Genomic DNA, 22,224 nt, shown 5'->3' with positions numbered 1-22,224 from the left:
TTTAAGGATCACCATGCAGATTTTGTTGCTCAATGGGGCTAAAGCATTCGGGCACTCACACGGGCGTTTAAACACCACTTTGCATAACCATGCCGTACAGGTGTTGCAAGATTTGGGGCATAGCGTGGTGCAAACCCACATCGATCAAGGCTATGACTTAGAGGAGGAAGTGGCTAAGATTTTAAACGCCAATGCCTTGATTTGGCAAATGCCGGGTTGGTGGATGGGTGAGCCGTGGGTGGTGAAAAAATACATCGATGAGGTTTTCATGGCAGGGCATGGGAAATTGTGGCAAAACGATGGGCGTAGCCACACCGCCCCCACCAAGAATTACGGCACAGGGGGGCTCATTCAGGGCAAAAAATACATGTTTTCACTCACTTGGAACGCCCCTGCTGAGGCTTTCACCAACAAAGAGGAATTTTTTGGGGGCGTGGGCGTGGATGGGGTGTATTTGCACTTGCACAAAGCCAACCAATTTTTAGGCATGCAGGCTTTACCCACCTTCATCTGCCATGATGTTATCAAAGACCCGCAGATAGAACAATACTTTAAAAATTACACCGCACATTTAAACAAGGTCTTTGGTCATCTTTAAACAATCCGCTTTTTTGGCTCAGTTATCTAATTCTAGGGGTTGGCAAAAAATGTAGGATTATCCTCAGAGTTTAAGGGCAAAGTCTCGCCCTTAGTAAAAGAGTCAGAGTTGCGACCTTGATTCTTGCTCGCTAAATTCATAGAATTGTCATAAGCGGTTACGACCCATTTGCGCTCCCCCACCTCCATTAAGCCCTACCTTTACCATCCACAAAGCCTATAAAAAAGTCTTGGGACAATATTTTTTGATGCGCTATGAGATAGTCACTTCTGTTTTTAGCCTCATCTCCCTGTGTACTGGTCGTGGCACTTAAAATAAATTTTTTGGATAACAATTTTGGTTTTTACCCATGCAACCCTAAAATCCTAAAATCTTCTCCCTCACATCGGCGATGATCCAATCAGGAGTTGAAGCCCCAGCACTAATACCACAGAGGGTTTTGCCCACAAACCATGTGGGATCAAGGTCGTTAAAATCCTCCACCAAGTAACTATCAGCGCAAAACTCTTTGGCAATATTGAAAAGTTGCTTGGTGTTAGAAGAACTCTTGCCCCCCACAATCACCATAATATCTACCTCTTGGCTCAAGTCCCGCACCGCCTCTTGGTTGTCAAAGGTGGCGTTACAAATGGTGTTGAAAATGCGCACTTCGGCACAATGAGTGATCAAAAAGCTGGCAATCTCTAAAAGTTTAGGGGTTTGTTTGGTGGTTTGGGACACGAGGGCGACCCTTTTGCCTAGCTTTTGGGTTTGCAATTCTGCTAAAGAAGCCACTACTAGGGGGGGCGTACTTGAGTAGCTAATCACGCCTTTAACTTCGGGGTGGTTAGCATCCCCAAAGATCACGATCTGGTAACCCTGTGCGCTCATTTTTTCCACAATCTGCTGGGGTTTGATCACATAGGGGCAGGTCGCATCAATGATGCGTACACCTTCATCTTGCAACAAGGCCAAATCATCTTTAGGGATGCCATGTGTGCGGATAATCACGCTTTTTTGCGATTTAATCGCACCCACATCTTCTTGCACACGGACATTAAAATCGCGCTCCAAGCGTTCGATCTCTTTGGGATTGTGGATGAGCGGTCCTAGAGAGACGCTATTTTTATTCTTTTGGGCGATCTCAATGGCGCGCTTCACGCCAAAGCAAAAGCCGTAATTTTTAGCCATTTTAACTTCCATCAGCTACCTTAAGCGGGACAATGCGCCCTAAGATTTCTAAAAATTGGGGGAAGGAGATCGCCATGCAGGTGGCATTTTTGAGTACACCACCACAGGTTAATAAAGCGGTGGCAAAACTTAAAGCGATGCGGTGATCGCCAAAACTCTCTAGGGGCTCTTTGGGGCACTTTAAACTACTACCCACGATCTCAAAACCATCTTCTAGGGCGTGGCACTCAATACCCATTTTTTGCAAATTGGTTAAGGTCGTAGTGATGCGATCGCTCTCTTTAAAGCGTAACTCTTTGGCATTACGCACTACACTAACCCCCTTAGCTACTGCCATAGCCACGCCCAAAGCAGGCAGTTCATCGATCAAAAAGGCGATGTTTTCTTGGATTTGTACCGCTTTTAAGGAGCGGTGTTCCACATAAATATCCCCCACAGGTTCGATCTCTTGGGTTTTGGGGTAAAATTCTACATGTGCACCCATTTTCTCTAAAACTTTAAAGGCTTCGATGCGGGTGGGGTTAAGTAGGATATTTTGGAGCAAAACACGGCTTTGGGGCACTAAGACCACCGCTAGGGCAAAGTAAAATGCGCTGGAGGGGTCAGCCGGGATAGCCCATTCAAAACTCTCTAGGGGTTTGCTTAAAGGCTCTAGGGTGATGCGCTGATCGCTAATTTGGATATTTGCGCCCAGTGCTTTTAACATGCGTTCGCTGTGATCGCGACTTAAAAAAGGCTCGCTAAAAGTGGTCGGACTACTCGCCTGCAGGGTGGCTAGCAAAACCGCGCTCTTGACTTGTGCGGAGGGCATGGGGCTTGCGTAGTTAATCCCATGCAAGGGCGTGCTTAAAATGCTTAGAGGGGCTAGGGAATTTTGCGCGCGCCCATCAATGCGCGCGCCCATTTGAGTTAAGGGGACAATCACACGCCCCATTGGGCGTTTGTTGAGCGAGGAATCGCCACTTAAGACGTAGTGTTGCCGGAGAGTTTGGCTGGAGCTTAACAGTCCTGCAAAAAGGCGCATGGTCGTGCCCGAGTTATGGCAATTTAGAGGCTTGGTAGGCTCGCTAAAGCGTAAAAAATCTCGGGGCGGGGTGAGCTTGAAGGTGTGTCGTTTTTTTTGCACACCCAAACCTAGAGCCTTGCTGGTGGCTAGAGTGCTCAAACAATCCTTGGCGCATAGGGGGTGATGCACCACAGAGGGCTTATTGGTTAGCAAGGCTAGTATAAAAGCGCGGTGGCTCAAAGATTTATCTGGGGGGAGTTGATCTAGACTGAGATCAAAACTCTTGGCTGGCTGAATTGCAATCATTTGAGTCTAGCCTTAAAGCGTGTACTTAGGATGTGGAGCACGCGATCCACCACTTCTTGTAATTGGCTATCTACAAGGGATTCTTGGGATTGGATTTTTAGACGCAGACTCAAGGCGATCTCTTGGGGGCTTTGAGAATAGACATCTAGGGCAAAGACTTCTTTTAGGTGGGGGATTTGGGCTTGTTGGATACTCTTTTTGAGATCGCTGAAGTGTAATTCTTTGCCCACTAAAATGGTTAAATCTCTAAAGCTGGTGGGGAGTTTTGAAAACTCCTGGATTTTGTGGGGTTTGGGGTTTAGATGCGCGCTAAAGACCTCAGCGATGAAACCCTCTAGCAAATCATGTTTTTGGACTAAAATCGGGTTAAGGGCACCCACAACGCCGATTTTTACGCCCTCTTGGAATATCCATGCGCTTTGGTAGGGGTGGTAGGTGGTGTTCAAATAGGGTTGGTCTTGGCGTTGTTGGGGGCTAATGGGGTGCAATTCAAAGACTCCTAGAATGCGTGCAAGCGTGGCAGTAAAGCTATAAAAATCCCATTCTAAGCCCTTGGGGTGGGGGTAGTGGGGGAGGGTTTGCAAACCAGTAGCCAGAAAAGCCAAACTGGGTTGTTCGGTGCGTTGGGTGTCATAGACACTACCCAATTCAAACAACGCCACACTTTTAAAACCCAAATTTTTATTACGCCCCAAGGCTTCTAAGAGTCCGGGGATTAAAGAGGTGCGTAGGGTGTCAAGATCGCTATTAATGGGGTTGAATAAGTCTAGGTCTTCTTGCAGGGTGGGGTAACCTAGGACTTCTAATTGCTCTTTTTTAGCAAAAAGATAATGCACCACCTCCTTAAAACCCCATGCTAGGGCTTTGATAGCTATTTGGTGCTCAAAGAGATAGCGTGTGTAATGGGGGTTGGCCCCCGTGCTTTCATAGATGAATAAAGGACTCTTGGGCAGATCATCTAGGCCTTGTATGCGCAAAATCTCTTCGGCGATGTCAGGAATTGCGCTGATGTCATGCCTAAAGGGGGGGATGGTGGCTAGGAATTGATCGTCTTGATCGCATAACTCAAAACCCAATGCATTTAAAATCTCTTGTATGCGTTCTTTGCTGGGTGTTTGCCCCAAAATATCCCCGATGTCTTGGGGGCTAAAGTTGAGGGTTTTAGTGGGCAGAGTAGGCGTGCTAGGGGGGCTCACTTGCAAGCTAGCTTGGGGTGCAAAGCGTTGGAGCAAAAAAGCTAGCCACTCCAAACCCACTAACACCTGTGGATTACTCCCGCGCTTAGAGCGATAAGTCAGCGTGGGGCTATTTTCCATAGGGTGGGCGTGCAGACTCTGGCACACATGCTCAGGGTCTATAAAACTTGCCTCGATAAGATAGGGCGCACTGGTGGGTAAGCTAGGGGGGCTAACGCCCAACACAGAGAGGGTTTGGGCGTGATCGCCCACGCACACAAAACCCGCGCCATTGATACCCACTTCTAGGCGCACATGGGGGTAGGCATGTAAGAGCACGCCACTAAGATAGGTGGCATATTCTAAGAAATTGGCTAGGGGGTCAGACTGTAGATTGTGTTGCAGGGCGAGATTGAGGGCAATCTCTAGAGGCATAGAGGGCTTCAAATCAAGCAAGGCGTAATTAAGCGCGCAAGGGGAGAGATTTGAGGCAATTTGGATGTCCAAGGACGCACCAATAGTTAGCTTAGGGGGAGATTTGAGGGGCAAATGATAGAGCGCGCTAATCTCACGCGCCAATCCTAACACGCTCAAGCAATCGCCCCGATTGGGGGTGAGCGCAATATCTAAAAGCGTGCCTTTAAAAAAGGGCAAGTCTTTTAGAGACGCACCTAACCTAAGGGGTTTATCATGGTTGATACTGCTATCTAAGATCAAAATCCCCTCATTGGTTTTAGGCAAACCTAGTTCCACAGCCGAGCAGAGCATGCCCAAACTCTCCACACCCCTTAAGTTGCTTGCTTGTATGCTGAGATCGGGTAAATGCGCCCCAATCAGTGCCACAGCCACAAACTGCCCCACACCCACATTACCCGCCCCACACACAATTTGCAAGACTTTAGAGCCAATATCCACTTGGCAAACATGTAACTTGGTGGCATCTGAGTGTTGGGTGCACTCCAAGATTTGACCCACCACCACCAAATCAGGCAGATTAAAGGGGGTTGCACTTTCTACCTCCAAGCCAATATAGCTTAAATCCGCACACAGAGTAGATACATCGGGTAAAGACCCCTCCAAAAAATCGCGTAGAGTGTCAGTGTTAAGGAGCATTAAAAGCCCTCCAAGAGGCGTAAATCGGTTTCAAACAGACTTCTAAGATCATTAATCCCACAAGTGAGCATGGTGAGGCGTTCAATGCCTAGTCCAAAGGCATACCCGCTCACATTCTCTAACCCCGCATGTTTAAAGACAGCTGGATGTACACAGCCTGCCCCCAACACTTCCAACCAGCCGGTATGTTTGCACACCTTACAACCCTCTTGGGCACAAAACACACAACTAATATCCACCTCTGCGCTAGGCTCGGTGAAGGGAAAAAAGCTAGAACGCCAACGCACCTTGACACCCCCAAAAAAATCATGCAAAAAGTCCTCTAAAACCTGCTTTAAGTGCCCAAAATGCACTTTTTGGGCGTGATCCACCACCAAACCCTCCACTTGGGAGAACATGGGGGTGTGTGTGGTGTCATAATCGCGCCTAAAAGTGGGGCCCACGCCAATCATCTTGATCGGGGGTTTTTGGGTCTGCATGGCATGTATTTGGGTGGGCGAGGTGTGGGTGCGTAATAACTTATGATCTTTAAAATAAAAGGTGTCTTGCATGTCGCGTGCGGGGTGGTAGCCGGGCATGTTGAGCATGTCAAAATTATACCGCTCCTCTTCTACCAGCGTGCCTACATGCAGTTTGAATCCTTGTTGGGTAAAATAGGTGATGATGCGATCTTTGGTGTAACTTAAAGGATGCCCTAGACTAGAACCCAAGGTGCTATTAGCCAAAGTGGGATCGATGGCTTGGGCGCGCAATTTAGCCTCTAGCTCCAAATCCTGTAATTCTTTTTTTTTGCTGGCATGTACACGGACGAAGGCTTCTTTAAAGGTGTTGAGCTCTTGGGCCTTTTGGGTTTTTTCTTTGCCCTCTAGCTTTTTAAGTGCACTAAACTCTTGGGTGAGCACCCCCTTTTTGCCTAAGACTTGGAGGCGCAAGGTTTCTAAATCCTTAAGGTCGCCAACCTCTTGGATTTGGGTGAGTAAATTTTTTAAAGTTTGCAAAAAAAATCCCTATTGTGTAATATCAATCTTAAAGGCATGGAGTTCATTTTCTAGCAAGACTTGCACCACAAGAGTGCCCGGGACAATGTATTTTGAATTAATCACAACAAACCCGCCTCTAGCTTTGCCTCCGGGCTTGAGGGTGGAGCGTTTGAGGTAGTTGATTGCCATGATCTTGAAGGCTTGGCGCTCCTCTTGTTCGATGGCTTGCGTTTGGGCATCATCCATCATCATAAAGGGCATGCCAAACATCATGTCATAGGCTAAGAAATCGCCCTGCCCGTAGTAAAACATGGGGGGTGCCATCACATCTGTAGCAGATGAGGTGGGCACGGCGATATTGAATTTCTGCAAGGCAGGCTCAAAGTCATAGCTAGAACGCATCATCTGGTTAAAATTTAAGACTGATAGACTCTTGCCATTTTCGCTCACAGAAATATGAGAAGTATCAAAATCCACCGGATCGCCCCCAATCACCTGAGCCCCCACATACAGCACCAAAGGTGGGTTATCAATCCCTTTGAGTTTTTTTTGTGCCACCTCCACTTGCACCTTAGAACGCGCCTTAGAAGAGGTCAAAACCTGAATCCCATTGTTGTAACTGGAGACATTCTCGGGCTTGATCTGATAGCTCACACACCCACTTAAAACTATCGTCAGCAAAAAACACGCAAACCACGACCTCATATTGACTCCTTTAGAATATCGATTGGACTAAAATTGGAAACGATTGCCAAAAAAGCCATAATCCGTTTCCGTTGTTTTATTCAATGCCTTTTCCACCTGCTCCTTGATGTCATAATAGCTAAAACTTTCTTTAAATCCTTCGATTCTACCCCCGCTGGCGTTTTTATGCCCGCCACCATTAAAATATTGCTTACTTAGGTTACTAACATCGCATTTGCCATTGGAGCGCAAGCTCACATTGCCCCTAGGATTGACATCCATATAAAAGTCAAATTCGCTATTTTGGCACAAAAATAAATTCGCCAACACGCTAATCCCGCCCATGGAGTAGCTTAAAAACCCACGCTTGCCTTCACAATAAACGCTACACTCCTCTTTTTTTTGGGATAACAACGCCACTTGGGCATTAGAAGCAATGTTGTCCATGATTTCTTGATCGGGGTTGCCCCCTAGGGCGATTTTTTTTAACCTAAAAAGATCGTTATCAAAGATCACCGCGCCATTTTCCTTGGCAATATAGTCTTGGGCTTGCTCCAAGAGGGCAAATTTATAGTTGCGGTGTTCGGTGTCAAACATAAAACGGTTAAGCTCAGAACTCCCAGCAATCATGCGCATACACACCTTGCCTAATTCAAACCCAAATTCTCCCTCTTTCCAAATATCGATGGAATTGATCATCTCCACCATCGATTCTAGGCTTGTCAAATCTTGCAGGGGGGGATATTGGGCTTTGAGGGTTTCAAAAGTGATCTTAGAAGCACTGCGATCCACATCTAAATGATACCAATGGTAAGTCTCAGCAGCCTCCTTGCCAGTGATATGGTGATCTAAGAGCAAGAGTTGCACCTCAGCACCCTGTGAGCGTAAGCCATCGCTTTGTTTTTGCAAAAACTCCGCCTCGCCTAAGCTGAGATTCAAATCTGTAACCAAAACCAAAAACTGCTTGTGCTGGTTGGCTTGTGCTTGCAAGGCATCAGCGATTTCATGCAATCTAGCTGAAACCTCTCGCCCATAATTGGCATTGTAGTAGGTGATGTTCTCAAAAAAATGGTGGCTAATGAATTGGCAACCATAGCCATCTAAATCAATGTGGGATAAATGAAAAACCTGCATCAGTGTCCTTAAAAATTAATGTTGATCGTGCCTAGCACTTCGTATTTAGCATTGGTGTCTAATTCGGCGTGGCTTAAAACTACGATGTCAATTTTAAATTGCTCCATCTTAGAGGAGAGCGGGCGGCGCAACTCGGGATCGACAATGAGGATCACCGGAGCAACCCCACGTTGTAAAATTTTCATCGACTCGGCGGAGATATTCTCAATGAGTTGTTGCATCTCGGTCGCGTTTAAAAGCAAGAACTTACCAGAGGGTTGATCTTTGAGTTTGTTAAGTAAATGTTGCTCGGTGGCTGTGCCTAAAGTGAGTAATTTTAAGCTCCCATCCTCAGATTTAAAAATATTGGTGATGACTCTTGAGAGGCGCGCGCGCACCTGCTCGGTTAAAATGGTGATGTCATTTTGCACGCTAGGGGCAATGTCGGTAATGGTCTCTAAGATAGTCAGCATATCCCTAATGGGGATTTTCTCATGCAAGAGTTCTTGTAAGACAGAGCGGATAACCCCTGTGGGGATTTTTTTTGCCTCCTCAATGATGGCGGGGTAATCATTGGCTAAGCGATCTAAAAGCGATTTGACCTCATCCTTGGTGATGAACTCCTCAGCGTATTTTTTGACTAATTCGCTCGTGTGGGTGGCAATCACCGTGGAGGGGTCAATGATGGTATAACCCTGAATGATCGCCTCCTCTTTGTCTTTGGGCTCAATCCAAAGTGCGTCCATACCAAAGGCGGGCTCTTTGGTGGGGATACCCTCAATCTCTTTGCCCGCAAAGCCGGTATTCATCGCCAAGAAACGATCGGGCATCACGCTCCCATCCCCAATACTAATCCCTTTGAGCTTGATCTCATAGTGGGTAGGGGGGAGCTGGAGATTATCTCTAATGCGGATTTGGGGCATGAGAAAGCCATAATCACTGGCAATTTTCTTTCTAATGCCCCGGATGCGCTCTAACAAATCCCCTCCCTGTTTGGTGTCTGCTAGGGAGATGAGCTGGTAGCCCAAAGCCAGCTCTAAAAACTCAATTTTAAGCACCTCATTAATAGCTTGTTCTTCTTCTTTTTTGATCTCCTCGGCACTCTTTTGGGGGCGGGTGATGGGGGCTTGTTCAGTTTGAGTAGTGGCTCTAGTGGCCAGATCGACTCCAGTTTTTTGGCTCAACCACTTCTCAAATTTGACAAATAAATTGTCCTTGCCCTCGCGTGAAATTAGCCATGCGATGAATAAAAACAAACTCCCCACAAAGGCGAGCGAAAATGTGGGTAGGCCCGGGACACTGGCAAAGAGCAAGAGGATAAAGCCCACGATAACGAGGGTTTTACTTTTGTCTGTTAATTGTGTGATGAGTTTGCTAGCAAAATTCTCCTCCTCATGCTGGGTGGTGCGCGTGGCGACAATACCCGTAGCCGTGGCAATGATGAGGGCTGGGATTTGCCCGACCAGCCCATCGCCAATGGTTAAAATGGTAAATGTGGAGGCACTATAAGAGACGCTCATGTCTTTTTGGAAGACCCCCACCAAAAAGCCCCCAATGATGTTGATCAAGGTGATGATGATCGCTGCAATCGCATCGCCCTTGACAAACTTGCTTGCCCCATCCATGGCACCATAAAAATCCGCCTCTTGACTAAGAGTTGCGCGTCTTTTTTTAGCCTCTTCATTATCAATTAATCCCGAGTTTAAATCCGCGTCGATCGCCATTTGTTTGCCCGGCATCGCATCTAGTGCAAAACGCGCACGCACTTCGGTTACACGGGTTGAGCCATTGGTTACCACTAAAAGATTGACCAGCACCAAGATACTAAAGACAATCGCTCCAATGACATAGTTCCCACTCACGCTAAATTCACCAAAGGCACTAATGATGTCGCTAACAGCACTGGGCCCCTTATAGCCTTGTGTTAAAATCATGCGCGTGGTGGCGACATTGAGCGCGAGGCGATAAAGGGTTACAATTAAGAGTAAAGTGGGGAAGGCACTAAAATCGGTGGGCTTGGTGATGTAAAGCCCGATTAAGATGATGAGTACAGAGAGCGCAATCGAAATGGTGAGTAGAAAATCGAGCAAAAAGGGGGGCAAGGGGACAATGATAATCCCCAAAATGGCAATCACAAAGGCAACAACCGTCAAATCCTTAGATTGGCTCAATTGCCTTAAAAAAGGGAAAGTTTTTTTAAGAATGCTCTTTTGCTTATCGCTTGCCACGCCTCTTCAATCAATCCTTACTTCAATTTTTGGGCCAACAGCCCATTTTACAATTTTTCATGTAAAATTTTACTTGTTTTAAGTTATAATGCCACCTTATCAAATTCCTATTAGGAGGTCTTATGGCTTTGGATACGGAGAAAAAACAAGAGATTATGAGGTGCTTTGGGCGTTCTGCTCAAGATACGGGTTCTTGTGAGGTGCAAATTGCGCTTTTGAGTCGCAGGATCGCCGATCTAACCACCCATTTGAAGAGCAACCCCAAGGATCACTCTAGCCGTTTGGGACTTTTAAAACTCGTGGGGCACCGCAAAAACCTACTCCAGTACCTCAAACGCACCCACCACGATCGCTACATGGAGCTCATCCAAGCACTTGGGATCAAAAACCGCTAGCTTGTAATGCAACCCCACACCCTTAGCCAGTGCGCCACGCTTTTTTTTGCGCTGTTTTTCTTGGCTTCTTTTAAGAAACCCATGCCCCAGATTCTGCTGGTGGTGCTGGCTGTGGGGGCACTCAGCTATTATTGGAAATACAAACTCCCCTTAAGGCTTGATAATCCCACTAAGTGGCTAGCAGGTGCGTTTTTGCTCATGGCAGTTGTTGCATTACCTAATCTATTTGTGGAAAGCGATTTAAAAAGCTGGCATGAAAATTTGCGTCTGCTCAACATGCCCCTAGTCTATATGTTAGGCGTGGCGAGTCTAGTATTTTTAAGTAGCGTTCGGGTATGTTTAAACCAGAGATATCTTTTTTATAGCATGGCACTTGCTTGCACGCTCAATGGCGTGATTGCATTGGTGCAACGCATAGGTTTTGATGTGGCGCGTGTTGTGGGGTTTAGCACAATTGTAGGCTTTGTAACCCTAACATCTGCCGCACTTTTTGGTTGCTACATCTATGCGTTGCATTCCAAACAATTCTCAGAAAAGATATTACTCAGTATAGCGATGCTTTTAGGGTTTGTAGTGGTCTTGTTGAGCGGGACACGCAGTGCCTCTATCGCCTTTGGTACCACATTTGTAATCCTCTCTTTGTTCATTTTATACCGCCAAAAATCTTGGCGTTGTCTGCCCTATATGCTTGTTATCAGCGCGCTTTTTGCCGGGATGTTTGTATCCGTGCACATTTTGGAGAATCAAAAAATCTTGCATGGTCCCAGAAATGCACAAGAGAGTTTTAGCCACGATCTCAAGCTTTATGCCGACAAAAACCCTGATTCGAGCATTGGATCGCGTTTAGCGCGTTGGCAAGAAGCATGGGTGATTGTGCGTCTCTCCCCATTTTTTGGCATGAGCATCAGCACCAAGTGTAAACACATTGCAGAGATCGTAACCCTTGCCCGGTCTTATCGCGATCCTAAGAGTATTGATTGCAAAGAACGCTATGACAATGAAATCTTCAATACCCTCGCCCATAGGGGATTATTGGGACTGTTTGCACTCTTATTACTCTGGGTTGTGGTGTGGCGTGCATTTGCACGCACCTTAGATCAAGACCCCCTAATTAGTCTATTCTTGCTCAGTCTGTTATGCTTTTATATTGTTTTGGGGATCGGGTTTGATCCCTTTGACTTTTTTATTGAGGGGAGTTTTTTTGTGGCTTTGGTAGTCATGGGAGTTCTGCAAACTAGACCCAATCCAAGTCCATCGCCTCTAGCACGCTAGGCATGTCCTAACATAGTCAGCTACATCTTGATAAAGAGCAGGCGAATCATTTAAGCCCCTTTTCTAAGTGTTCTTGCAACGCCACACATAGCGCATTACTAGACTTAAACACTTGGAGCTTATCCTTAGAGTCTAAATACACACAGGGGCTATCATCAATAGAGATCAGGCGCACAATGTGTAATTGCTCTTGGATGTCTTTAGCGTTGTAGGTTTGGGCTTGAAAGAGTTGTTGGCAGATTTGCTTAGATTGTGGGCTTAAGTATTTGGGGCTTAAACACATGGTAGGGTTGTCTTTTAGCATGTTTTTTAAAATCTTGGGGTCATCATTTTGTAAGCTGTCGTAGTAATAGGGGGCGTTGCGATTTAGGGGGAACACCCGCGCTAGATAGAGATCAAAGAGATGTTCGGGGTCTATGCGTTGGGCGTTTTTATCCATGAAGTCCCAAAATGTGCGTCTGTCAGGTATCCGGTTTGCAGATATCCCCCCCTCAAAGATGGTGTTCATAACGAGCGCAACCCAAGAAGGATAGCCTATACGAAGGGCGAAGATGTCCATGGGTATATCCACTTCATGCATATCTTGAATAAGGCGTTTTCTAAAAGGCTTATAGTGGACAATGTTTTTTCTTTGTTCTTCATATAGCCCTTTTTCATGAAAAACAAAGATATTTCTCATACGACGCAGATCAACATTTTTAGAAAAAATGCGATGGAGTTGCTCTAAATAGGCGATCACATCTAGCCCCGCTTTGTGGGCGTTGAAAAGCGGGGCATAGAGCCATGCGTTGATGTGTAAAAATTCGTGGGCAACAAATGTAGCCTTTTCTTCAAGCGACATGTTTATGAGGTCTAGGGCATGGAACATGGCCATATCTTTAACATGGGTTAAAAAAAGCTCTTCTCTTTGGTTTTTGGGCTTAAACTCTTTAAACAAGGGGACTTGCTTAACCACAGCTTTGGCTAGGGGGATGGAGGCATCTGTGTAGCCTGCCATAATCTGAGCCAGAGTATAGTCGTAGTTGTCATTTAATGGGACATTTTCGCGCGCATCTTTTATCTTGGTGTAGGATTTTTGCATATAGGCATGGAGTGCCTTAAACGCCTTGAAAAATTCCTGGGTATCTTGGGATTCTTTGGGGTTGTCTATTTGAATCATGATGGTCAATACATCTTCTTTTGCCTGCAGATTTAACACCAAGAGGGCTAGGAGAAGTAGGCGGATCATTTAACATCCTTTGTTAGGTGTGTTTGCAGTTCCAAACAGATCGCATTGTCAGATTTAAACGCTTGGAGCTTATCCTTAGGGTCTAAATACACACAGGGACTCTCATCAATGGAGACAAGGCGCACAAGGTGTAATTGTTCTTGAATATCTTTAGAGTTGTAAGTTTTGGCTTGAAAGAGTTGTTGGCAGGTTTGCTGTGATTGTGCGCTTAAATATTTGGGGCTTAGGCACATGGTGGGGTGATCCTTGAGTGTGTCTTTTAAAATCTTGGGGTTGTCATTTCTTAAGCGGTCGTAAAAAGGGGCATTGCGCTCTAGAGGGATCACCCGTGCTGTGTAGAGATCAAAGAGATGTTCGGGGTCTATGCGCTGGGCGTTTTGATCTAAAAACTTGCTTAGCCCTCCTCGACAACTGGACACAAGATTATCGCGGTCTTCATCCAAGTTACCGCCCAATCTTGTGTCCAAAACTGAGAGCGCCCAAAAATACCACTCTTGCCTAGAAATTCTTATCAGTCTCTCTGCATGATCCATATCTTGGACTAGGCGTTTTCTAAAAGGCTTGCGGGGGATCATGTGTTTTTCTCGTTTTTCATCAAGTCTTGCCATATTGAACTCTTTGATCTTGTCAATGCTCCCATCGAGCTGTTTTTGAGAAAACTCCTTATGGAGTTGTTGGAGATAGGCGATCACATCTAGCCCCGCCCTGTGGGCGTTAATGAGAGGCGCATAAAGAAAGGCGATCACATCTAAAAAGATGTGGGCTGTGGCTTTTTTTGGTTTGCAATTGTAGCAATTGATGAGAGAATCGAGCACATTTAGGACATGGAGCATTTCCATATCCCTAACATGGACTAAGAAAAGCTCTTCTCTTTGGTTTTTGGGCTTAAACTCTTTAAACAAGGGTATTTGTGCTGCTACAGCTTTAGCTAGGGGGGTGGCGGCATCTGTGTAACACGATGTGATGGATGCCAAATCTTTTACATTATAGCCTACAATATTATCAGGCGTTCTTGTCTGCATATACTCTTTATGTATGCGATCTTGGGAGCGAACAAAGTAGGTTTTAAGCACCTTAAACGCCTTGAAAAATTGGGCATTTTGGTTTGGGGGTTCTTTAGCTTGTAGAGTTACGACCAAGAGAGCTAAGAGAAGTAGGCGGATCATTGGGTGTCCTTTGTTAAATTTGTCTGCAAGGCGTGGCATAGGGGGTTGCTGGACTTAAAAGTTTGCAACTTGTTTTGCGAGTCTAAATACACGCATGGGCTCTCGTCAATGGAGAGTAGCCGCATGGATTGTAGGGCTTGTTGTAGGTCTTTTGGGTCGTAGGTGCGTTGCTGGAAGATATCTAGGCAAGTTTCTTGAGCCACGCTGTTAAGGTATTTGGGGTGCAGGCAGGCACTGGGGCTTTCACGCAAGCGATTAATAGAGAGCTTTTGGGGGTGCAATAAGGAATCGGTGTAAATGTCTGCATTGTAAAAAAACGCCACAACCTGTTTGATGTAATGCAAATCCCATAGCGGGGCGGATTTAGGGGTTAGCCATTTGGCCAAATCGCTATTAAAGGCAAATGTGTGTTTTTCATCATGGGCGGGTAGCTCCCAATCGACCATGGGTATCGTATTGCCCTGTTGATAGCGGTTGGTGAGGTCAGCACCCACTTGAGCAATACTCAAATCGGTCAGCCACGGACTTTCTGGTATGTCGGTAGGCTCATCGCAGTCCCCCACTTCTTTATAAGAGTTTTGGGGTTTTTGGGTGCTTTGGATGGCTTGTAAATACGCACTAGGGTCTAAGCCCTGTTTGGCGGCTTCTATTAAGGGGGCGTAAAAAAAGTGGATTAGATTGAGGTAGTGGTAGGCTAACATAGGGATAGAAATGAATTTAGGGCGGTGTTTGTTTAGATTCGCGCGAAAATAATACACCGAGCCTCTTAGCAGGGCAAACAAGTGGAGCTGTTCGTAAGAGAGAAGTTGATTCCACTTGGGACCTTGTAGGGTGGCTAGGGGGGTGGCTTGTAAAATGGCTTGCAGACTTTGCTTAAAGGGTGCAACAGCATAGGGGGGTGTGTCCATCATGGTAATCAAGCTCTCTTGTGCCTTGTAAAAAGCATTGATGAGATCAGCAGGCACAGGTGCGCCCATTTGGGGCGGGTTAGCCTGCAGGATTTGGCAAAGGGGGTCTTTGGAGGGGAAGGTTTGGAGCGTGTTTTGGGGGGTGAGATAGAGGCAGGGCTGATCGTGGAAAGCAAGCAGGCGGGTAGCGCGGAAAAAAAAGTAAAAAAACGCACTGCGTTGCTTGATTAAAGCGTTGCAGGCGGGAATGTCGGTCTTAGAGGCATTCAGACAACCATAAAACCCAACCCAATCCAAAGGGGCGGGCGGCTTAGAGGGGCTTAGAGTCCGGATGCCCTCTAGCCAAGTTTGGAAACGATAGGCGTAATATTTGCGCCAACGGCTGATGTCCCACAAGCTCAAACCTAAAAATTGGGGGGCATATTGGTAGTAGGCTTTTTCTTCTTGCCAGGCGAGGCCATAATCATAGTAGTTAAAAAGGAAGTTATCCACCCCCGCTCTTAGGGTTTTGAGGCGTAAGATAGTGGGGGAGTTGCCTTTGCTTAACATATCTTTTAGGGTTTTGAGATTGCGATCATCATCCTTAGAGTCAAAGCGGAGTTGTCCTAACATGGTTCTTTGGTAGTCTTTTGCGCTGAATGTGAAATCAAAACCCCAATCTAAGTTATCTAAAAAGGACTCTAGTGGCAGGCCCTGCTTAAAGGCGTTGAGTAGTAAGGGGTAGTAAAACTCCAGGTTGTGTTGCAGGTCATCTAAGAGTTGTTTGGCTTGTAGGGGCTTTGGAGGGGGTGTGCCGTGCTTGAGTGCCTTTTTACAATCCATTTTACCACTAATCTTAGCGCGCACCAAGCCAAAGGCGTGCAAAGTCTCAAAACCCCTGATTTGGTCATAAAGGGGGAGGCTTTTTAAACGGGTCATAAAAGGCACATGGTCGATCATTGCAGCAGCTAGGGTGAGCCATGTTTTATAATTTTGTGCGATCACTTCGGGGGCGATCACAACGCGGTCCATGTCGTTAGGCGCACACTGGGCTTTTAGGGCAGCTTGTAGGGCGCTGTTTTGGGCTTTGAGTAGCGAGTCATACAAACTTGTAGCTGCCTTGAAAAAGGGGGTATCTTTATGGCTTGGAGGTGTTTTAGCCTGCAGACTTAAGACCAAGAGAGCTAAGAAAAGTAGGCGGATCATTTTTGCTCCTTTGTCAAGTGTTTTTGTAACGCCACACAGATTGCATTATTAGACTTAAAGATTTGGAGCTTGTCCTTAGGGTCTAAATACACACAAGGGCTATCATCAATGGAGATTAAACGCACAAGGTGTAATTGCTCTTGAATGTCCTTCGTGTTGTAGGTTTGGGCTTTAAAGAGTTGTAGGCAAGTTTGCTGGGATTTGGGGCTTAAATACTTAGGGCTTAAACACATGGTGGGGTGGTCTTTTAGAATGGAGGTGGGGTTGTTTTGTAAATGTGTGTAGAAGGGGGCGTTGTAGCTTAGCACAAGGAGACGGGCTAGATAGAGGGTAGAGAGGTGGCTAGGGTCTATGCGTTTTGGGTATTTGTGCAACATCTCTTGATAAGAATCATCATCCACATAATAGGAGGGTGGAACATCTTCTTGCTTGCCATCGACGATTAAATCTTTATCATCACCTAAGATGTGTGCGAGCGTTAGGCGTTCCCACAAACTGCGCGAATGGATCTTTTGTTGGAAAAATCCATAAGCATCGGCCATGTTTTTGATGTCTGTATGCAGTTGTTGTAAGAGTTTATCGTTAGAAATGTTTTCATCATAGGCGGTTGCAATGATGTCATGAGCACAGCCCGCACAAGTGCTGCTATCATTGCAATAATCATTGGGGGCAAAGGGGGCGGGGTGGCATTGTTTTTTAGCGACCAAGATATGCTGGAGCTGGTTTAAGTAGCTCATCATATCTAGCCCTGCCCTTTGGGCATTGAAAAGTGGGGCATAGAGGAAATTGGCGGTGTCTAAGAAGACTTTAGCGAGTGTGGCACTTTTAGGGTGATTAGCATAGGCATTATACACCCCGATACTATCTAGCGCGCGCAACATCTCTCGCTGTTTCAAATGCGCCAAAAACCGCCTTTCTGCTTTATTCTTGGGCTTAAACTCTTGGATTAAGGGCATTTGTTGGACCGCTGTTTGGGCTAGGGGGATCACGCCTTCAATGTACTCTGAAATGCCCCACGCAATGCTCATGTAGTCCCATCTCTCATCTGCATCAGGGTCACCTACGGCTTTTTGATTGCCTTCATCCATGTAGTCATGGAGGGCTTTAAATGCCTTGAAAAAGGGGGCGTTTTTGGATTCTTGGGGTTTGTCCATGGGAATCATGATGGTCAATACATTTTCTTTAGCCTGCAGATTTAAGAGCAAGAGGGCTAAGAGAAGCAAGCGGATCATTTTTATTCCTTTGTTAAATTCTTTTGCAACGCCAAACAGATCGTCTTATCAGATTCAAACGCTTGGAGTTTGTCTTGAGAGTTGAGATACACGCATGGGGCGTTGTCAATGGAGATTAAACGCAAGGATTTTAAATACTTTTGCAAGGGTTTGGGGTCGTAGGTGTGTTGTTGAAAAATTTGCAAGCAAGTTGCCTTAGCTTCCTTGTTTAAATACTGGGGTTGCAAACAGGCGGTGGGGTGTGTGCGCAAGCGATCGGCAGAGACTTTTTCGGGGTGTAATAGCGTGTCTGTGTAAATGTCTTGGTTGGTGAAAAACGCCTCAATGCGTTTTTTATAATGCAAATCCCATAGCGGGGCCTCTTTGGGAGTCCACCATTTGGCTAAATCCCCATAAAATAAATACCCCCGCTTTTCATCCCATGCCGCCGTCCATAGGGGCAAAGTCCAGTCGATAGAGATAAAATCTTGAGAAGAGGGATTAAACTCATATCTCTTTAAAAAGTAACTGCCTGATTTGGCGCTTCTAAAATCTTCAAGCCATGGGCTCTTGGGGGTATTCTTAGGGCGTGTGCAAGAATCGTCTTTTGTGCATGGGTAGTTGCTGTGTGGGGCGGATTGTTTGAGATTGTGTAAATACGCGCTAGGGTCTAAGCCAAGTTGCACGGCTTTGATTAAGGGGGTGTAGAAGAAATCAATCCTGTGGAGGTAATTATAAGCCAACATGGGGGCGGAAGCGGATCCAGAATAGTATGTATCCGTGTCAAAATCTGTAAAGTTCAAAGAACCGCTCAAAAGAGCTAAAAGATGGAGGCGTTCGTAATCAAGCACATGGTGCCATTTAGGGCCTTGCAGGGCGGCTAGGGGCGTGGCTTGCAAAATGGCTTGCAGGCGGTCTTTAAAGGGCTTGAGGTCATGGGGGGCTTCATTGATCATGTGGATCAAGGCATCTTGTGCCTCTTGAAAGGCTTTAGCCACATTAGAGGGCACGACTACGCCCATTTGGGGCGGGTTTGCCTGTAGGGTTTTACAAAGGGGGTCTTTGGAGGGGAAATTTTGGAGCGTGTTTTGGGGGGTGAGATAGAGGCAGGGCTCATCCCCAAAGGTGATGAGGCGGACACGCCGGAAGTAATTGTAAAAATCCATATCGGGATTCTTCAATAAAGCTTGGCATGCCCGGGTGTCTGTTGTAGAGTCCTTAAGACATGCATAGAAACCCACGCGATCCAAAGGGGCGGGGGGTTGAGAGGGGCTAAGCGTGCGGACACCTTTTAGCCATATGTCAAAGCGGTAAGCATAATAATCTTTCAAAAGTTGCATGTCATACAGGCTCACGCCTAAAATGGTTTGGAGCTGTTTGTAGTAGGCTCTTTTTTCTTGCGAGGCAATATCATAATCGCCATTATCAAATAAGAAATTATCTAAACCCGCCATTAGAGTTTTAAGGTGCAATATAGTGGGCGAAGAGCCTTTGGCTACCATGTCTTCTACGGCTTTGAAGTTGGTGTTATAGTCCTTTGAGGAGAAGTTTAGGTGGTAGGTCAGGGTGTTTTGGTAATCAAAAGAAGAGCCAAACCAAATTAAATGGTTTAAGAAAGATTCTAGGCCTAAGCCCTGTTTGGAGATATTGATTAAAAGGGAGTAGAAAAATTTGAGGTTGTATTGCAAGGCGTTGAAGAGTTTTTGGGCTTCAAGGGGCTTGATAGGCGGTGCGCCATTGTATAGTGCGTCATCACAACCCACTTCAGTAATCTTAGCACGCACCATCGCAAAGGCGTGCAAGGCTTCAAAGCCCCGAATTTGCGGGTAAAGCGGGAGACTTTTTAGGCGTTGCATAAAGGGCACATGGTCGATCATTTCAATCGCTAGATTCATCCATGTTTTGTAACGCCGTGCTACGACTTGTGGGGTCATAAAGGATCGATCCATTTTGCTTGGATCACACTCCGCTTTAAGGGCAACTTGCAGAGCACTGTTATGGGCATTTACGAGCGAATCATACAAACTTGTGGCCGCCTTTAAAAAGGGGGCGTTTGGGGATTGTGGCGACTCTGTGGCGTGTAAATTGAGTCCTATGAGAGCTAAGAGCAGGAGGCGGATCATTGTAAATCCTTTTGTAGGTTGGTTTGTAAGGCTAAACATAGGGGGTTGGTGGTTTTAAATAGCTGGAGCTTGTCGCTGGAATTGAGATACACGCATGGGCTCTCATCAATGGAGACAAGGCGCACAAGGTGTAATTGCTCTTGGATGTCTTTAGCGTTGTAGGTTTGGGCTTGAAAGAGTTGTTGGCAGATTTGCTTAGATTGTGGGCTTAAGTATTTAGGGCTTAGGCACATGGTGGGGTGGGCTTTGAGCGTGTCTTTTAAAATCTTGGGGTCGTCATTTCTTAAGAGATCGTAAAAAGGGGCGTTGCGCTCTAGAGAGATCACCCGTGCTGTGTAGAGATCAGAGAGATGTTCGGGGTCTATGCGCTGGGCGTTTTTATCCATGAAATCCCAAAATGTGCGCCTAAATACACAAGTGTCAGATACCCGGTCCCAAGCTATCCCCCCATCAAAAAGGTTGTCCAAAACGAGCGCAACCCAATAACTATAGTCTGCATGGTGGGCAAAGATTTGCATGGGGATATGCGCTTCATGCATATCTTGGGCTAAGTGTTTTCTAAAAGGCTTATGGGGGACAATGTTTTTTCTGTCTGCTTCATATATCCTTGCTCGATTAAAATCACGGATATTGTTTATACGGCGCAAATCCGTATTTTTAGAAAAGAGACGATGGAGTTGTTTAAGATAGGCGATCACATCTAGCCCTAGCTTGTGGGCATTGAAAAGCGGGGCATAGAGCCATGCGTTGATATGTAAAAATTCGCGGGCAATAAATGTCTCCTTTTTTTCAAGCAAATCTACTACTATGAGGTCTAGGGCGTTAAACATGGCCATATCCCTCACATGGGCTAAAAAAAGCTCCTCTCTTGCATTTTTGGGTTTAAACTCTTTAAACAAGGGGACTTGCTTAGCCACAGCTTTAGCTAGGGGAATAGAGGCATCGGTGTAATGCCGCATCGCCCAAGTCAAAGCGGGTAGGTATGCTGTATCTGGGTTATTTGGGTTATTGGGGTCGTCTATGTCATCGTCTATCTTGACAGAGGATTTTTGCATGTAAGTATGGAGTGCCTTAAACGCCTTGAAAAATTCCTGGGTATCTTGGGATTCTTTGGGGTTGTCTATTTGAATCATGATGGTCAATACATCTTCTTTAGCTTGCAGATTTAAGAGCAAAAGAGCCAAGAGGAATAGGCGAATCATTTAAGTCCTTTTTCCAAATGTTTTTGCAACACCAAACAGGTTGCGTTGTCAGATTTAAAGATTTGGAGCTTGTCCTGCAGATTTAAATACATACAAGGAGTATTCTCCACATTTAAAAGGCGTTGGGTTGTCAAGTAGCTTTTTAGGTTGTGATAGAGATTGGCTGGAGGCTTTTTAAGCGCATTAAGACAGGTTTGTTGGGACAAAGGGTCTAGGAGTGCGCCTAGAAAGCACACACTAGGTCTTTGCACAATGGCAGATAATTTTAAGGGTTTTTGAGGTGTTTTTGGTCGATCCACATCAAAGACCTGATCGATATAAAAGCCCCAATCTTGAATATCGCTCCAAGATCGGGATAACTGGTAAGCTAGGACTTGCTTTAAAGAAGTGTCTAGCTTGGGATCGTGGGGGGCGTATGTTTGCAATTTATTAGGATGATCCCACAACTCTGCGCTAAGTCCATAAGCCACGAATTGAGATTGGGGCACTTGTATGGTTTGCTTGCCTAGGTTCCGGAGTATATTGACTTTAAAGGCAAGCTCCATAACTAAATCATCTTGGGGTTTGGGCTTTTGGGGTAAATGTTGCCAATCCTCTAAAACATGCACGCCTTGTTCTTGCAACGCCACTAAGGGCCTATAGATTTCTAGCAGGGACAAAAACAAGGCTAGATTAGCTTGGGGGCTATTGAGGGCTTGGTATTTACCCGCCTTGTTTCTGGCTTTTGGCATAGAGCTATTAAGCAACTCTAAAAGCTGGACTTGGCTTAAAATCTTGAGGGTTTTATTAGGTTTCAAAGCCTTTAAAAGGGGCATTTCTTGGATGAAATTTTGGGCTAGCTGGCGGATTTCTTGGGCTTTTTGCTCTAAAGAGCTCTTCAAAGGCTCTTCCTCTAAACCCCGTGATCCGTGCCTAGAGAGCACATCGCTAGAGATGGCGTAGCGCTCCAACACCTTAGCTTGTAAAACTTCCATTTGTGAAAGCCATTTGGCAGGCGATGCGTGGATGAAGCCCACAAGCAATAAAGTCACCAAAATTAAGCGCATTTAAAAAGTCCTTTCTAAATGTTCTTGCAACGCCAAACAAAGGGCATTTTTAGATCGAAGTGCTTGGAGCTTGTCCTTAGGGTCTAAATACAGGCAAGGAATTGTATCGATGGAG

General features: G+C 45.9%; 18 protein-coding genes. 3 read left to right on the top strand and 15 right to left on the bottom strand.

Features of this window, described 5'->3' with window-relative positions; genetic code table 11:
* The first annotated feature begins 13 nt into the window (after window positions 1–13).
* Window positions 14–598, top strand: coding sequence for an NAD(P)H-dependent oxidoreductase (locus EAO36_RS03890; protein ID WP_120948361.1), 585 nt, complete (start codon window positions 14–16; stop codon window positions 596–598).
* Window positions 599–630: 32 nt separating this feature from the next.
* Here EAO36_RS03890 and EAO36_RS08470 read toward each other — a convergent pair whose 3' ends face one another.
* The 8 genes from EAO36_RS08470 to flhA form a co-directional block, all read right to left on the bottom strand.
* Window positions 631–786: a hypothetical protein gene (locus tag EAO36_RS08470; RefSeq protein ID WP_162983087.1), complete on the bottom strand. Its 156-nt coding sequence runs from the start codon at window positions 784–786 to the stop codon at window positions 631–633.
* 169 nt (window positions 787–955) lie between these two features.
* A complete protein-coding gene (locus EAO36_RS03885) occupies window positions 956–1,780 on the bottom strand; it encodes a 4-hydroxy-3-methylbut-2-enyl diphosphate reductase (protein ID WP_120948360.1) in 825 nt (274 codons plus the stop codon).
* Complete coding sequence (gene aroA, locus EAO36_RS03880) at window positions 1,770–3,080, bottom strand: 3-phosphoshikimate 1-carboxyvinyltransferase (protein WP_120948359.1); 1,311 nt, start codon at window positions 3,078–3,080, stop codon at window positions 1,770–1,772. Before aroA ends, EAO36_RS03885 begins: the two co-directional genes overlap by 11 nt.
* Complete coding sequence (gene pheT, locus EAO36_RS03875; RefSeq protein ID WP_120955726.1) at window positions 3,077–5,368, bottom strand: phenylalanine--tRNA ligase subunit beta; 2,292 nt, start codon at window positions 5,366–5,368, stop codon at window positions 3,077–3,079. The genes aroA and pheT overlap by 4 nt, the downstream gene beginning before the upstream one ends.
* Window positions 5,368–6,366, bottom strand: coding sequence for a phenylalanine--tRNA ligase subunit alpha (gene pheS / locus EAO36_RS03870; protein WP_120948357.1), 999 nt, complete (start codon window positions 6,364–6,366; stop codon window positions 5,368–5,370). The genes pheT and pheS overlap by 1 nt, the downstream gene beginning before the upstream one ends.
* A 9-nt stretch (window positions 6,367–6,375) precedes the next feature.
* On the bottom strand, window positions 6,376–7,053 hold the full coding sequence (locus tag EAO36_RS03865) for a hypothetical protein (RefSeq protein ID WP_120948356.1): 678 nt from the start codon (window positions 7,051–7,053) through the stop codon (window positions 6,376–6,378).
* 27 nt (window positions 7,054–7,080) lie between these two features.
* Window positions 7,081–8,166 (bottom strand): DHH family phosphoesterase, encoded by a 1,086-nt coding sequence (locus EAO36_RS03860; RefSeq protein ID WP_120948355.1) that lies wholly within the window; start codon window positions 8,164–8,166, stop codon window positions 7,081–7,083.
* 8 nt (window positions 8,167–8,174) lie between these two features.
* Window positions 8,175–10,373, bottom strand: coding sequence for a flagellar biosynthesis protein FlhA (gene flhA, locus EAO36_RS03855; protein WP_120948354.1), 2,199 nt, complete (start codon window positions 10,371–10,373; stop codon window positions 8,175–8,177).
* Between the two features lie 122 nt (window positions 10,374–10,495).
* On the opposite strand from flhA, the gene rpsO reads away from it, so the two are divergent.
* Both rpsO and EAO36_RS03845 read left to right on the top strand, forming a co-directional pair.
* Window positions 10,496–10,768: a 30S ribosomal protein S15 gene (rpsO, locus tag EAO36_RS03850; RefSeq protein ID WP_120955725.1), complete on the top strand. Its 273-nt coding sequence runs from the start codon at window positions 10,496–10,498 to the stop codon at window positions 10,766–10,768.
* Window positions 10,769–10,849: 81 nt separating this feature from the next.
* Entirely contained in the window at window positions 10,850–12,040 is a 1,191-nt protein-coding gene (locus tag EAO36_RS03845) for an O-antigen ligase family protein (protein ID WP_235852362.1), read from the top strand.
* Window positions 12,041–12,086: 46 nt separating this feature from the next.
* On the opposite strand, the gene EAO36_RS03840 is transcribed toward EAO36_RS03845, so the two are convergent.
* From EAO36_RS03840 to EAO36_RS03810, 7 genes are read right to left on the bottom strand one after another with little or no spacing between them, the layout of a single operon-like run.
* Window positions 12,087–13,268 (bottom strand): tRNA methyltransferase, encoded by a 1,182-nt coding sequence (locus EAO36_RS03840; RefSeq protein ID WP_120955723.1) that lies wholly within the window; start codon window positions 13,266–13,268, stop codon window positions 12,087–12,089.
* Window positions 13,265–14,434, bottom strand: a complete 1,170-nt coding sequence (locus EAO36_RS08465; protein ID WP_162983253.1) for a tRNA methyltransferase — start codon at window positions 14,432–14,434, stop codon at window positions 13,265–13,267. Before EAO36_RS08465 ends, EAO36_RS03840 begins: the two co-directional genes overlap by 4 nt.
* On the bottom strand, window positions 14,431–16,527 hold the full coding sequence (locus EAO36_RS03830; protein WP_120955722.1) for a glycoside hydrolase: 2,097 nt from the start codon (window positions 16,525–16,527) through the stop codon (window positions 14,431–14,433). The genes EAO36_RS08465 and EAO36_RS03830 overlap by 4 nt, the downstream gene beginning before the upstream one ends.
* Window positions 16,524–17,759, bottom strand: coding sequence for a tRNA methyltransferase (locus EAO36_RS08695; RefSeq protein WP_235852361.1), 1,236 nt, complete (start codon window positions 17,757–17,759; stop codon window positions 16,524–16,526). The genes EAO36_RS03830 and EAO36_RS08695 overlap by 4 nt, the downstream gene beginning before the upstream one ends.
* 2 nt (window positions 17,760–17,761) lie before the next feature.
* Window positions 17,762–19,861, bottom strand: a complete 2,100-nt coding sequence (locus EAO36_RS03820; RefSeq protein WP_120955721.1) for a glycoside hydrolase — start codon at window positions 19,859–19,861, stop codon at window positions 17,762–17,764.
* Window positions 19,858–21,063: a tRNA methyltransferase gene (locus tag EAO36_RS03815; protein WP_120955720.1), complete on the bottom strand. Its 1,206-nt coding sequence runs from the start codon at window positions 21,061–21,063 to the stop codon at window positions 19,858–19,860. Before EAO36_RS03815 ends, EAO36_RS03820 begins: the two co-directional genes overlap by 4 nt.
* Window positions 21,060–22,109: a hypothetical protein gene (locus EAO36_RS03810; RefSeq protein ID WP_120955719.1), complete on the bottom strand. Its 1,050-nt coding sequence runs from the start codon at window positions 22,107–22,109 to the stop codon at window positions 21,060–21,062. The genes EAO36_RS03815 and EAO36_RS03810 overlap by 4 nt, the downstream gene beginning before the upstream one ends.
* Window positions 22,110–22,224: the final 115 nt, after the last annotated feature.

Source organism: Helicobacter mehlei, assembly GCF_003660265.1.
Lineage (GTDB): Bacteria > Campylobacterota > Campylobacteria > Campylobacterales > Helicobacteraceae > Helicobacter > Helicobacter mehlei.
The sequence above is the reverse complement of the archived record's forward strand: the minus strand, read 5'-3'. Positions and strand labels throughout refer to the sequence as shown.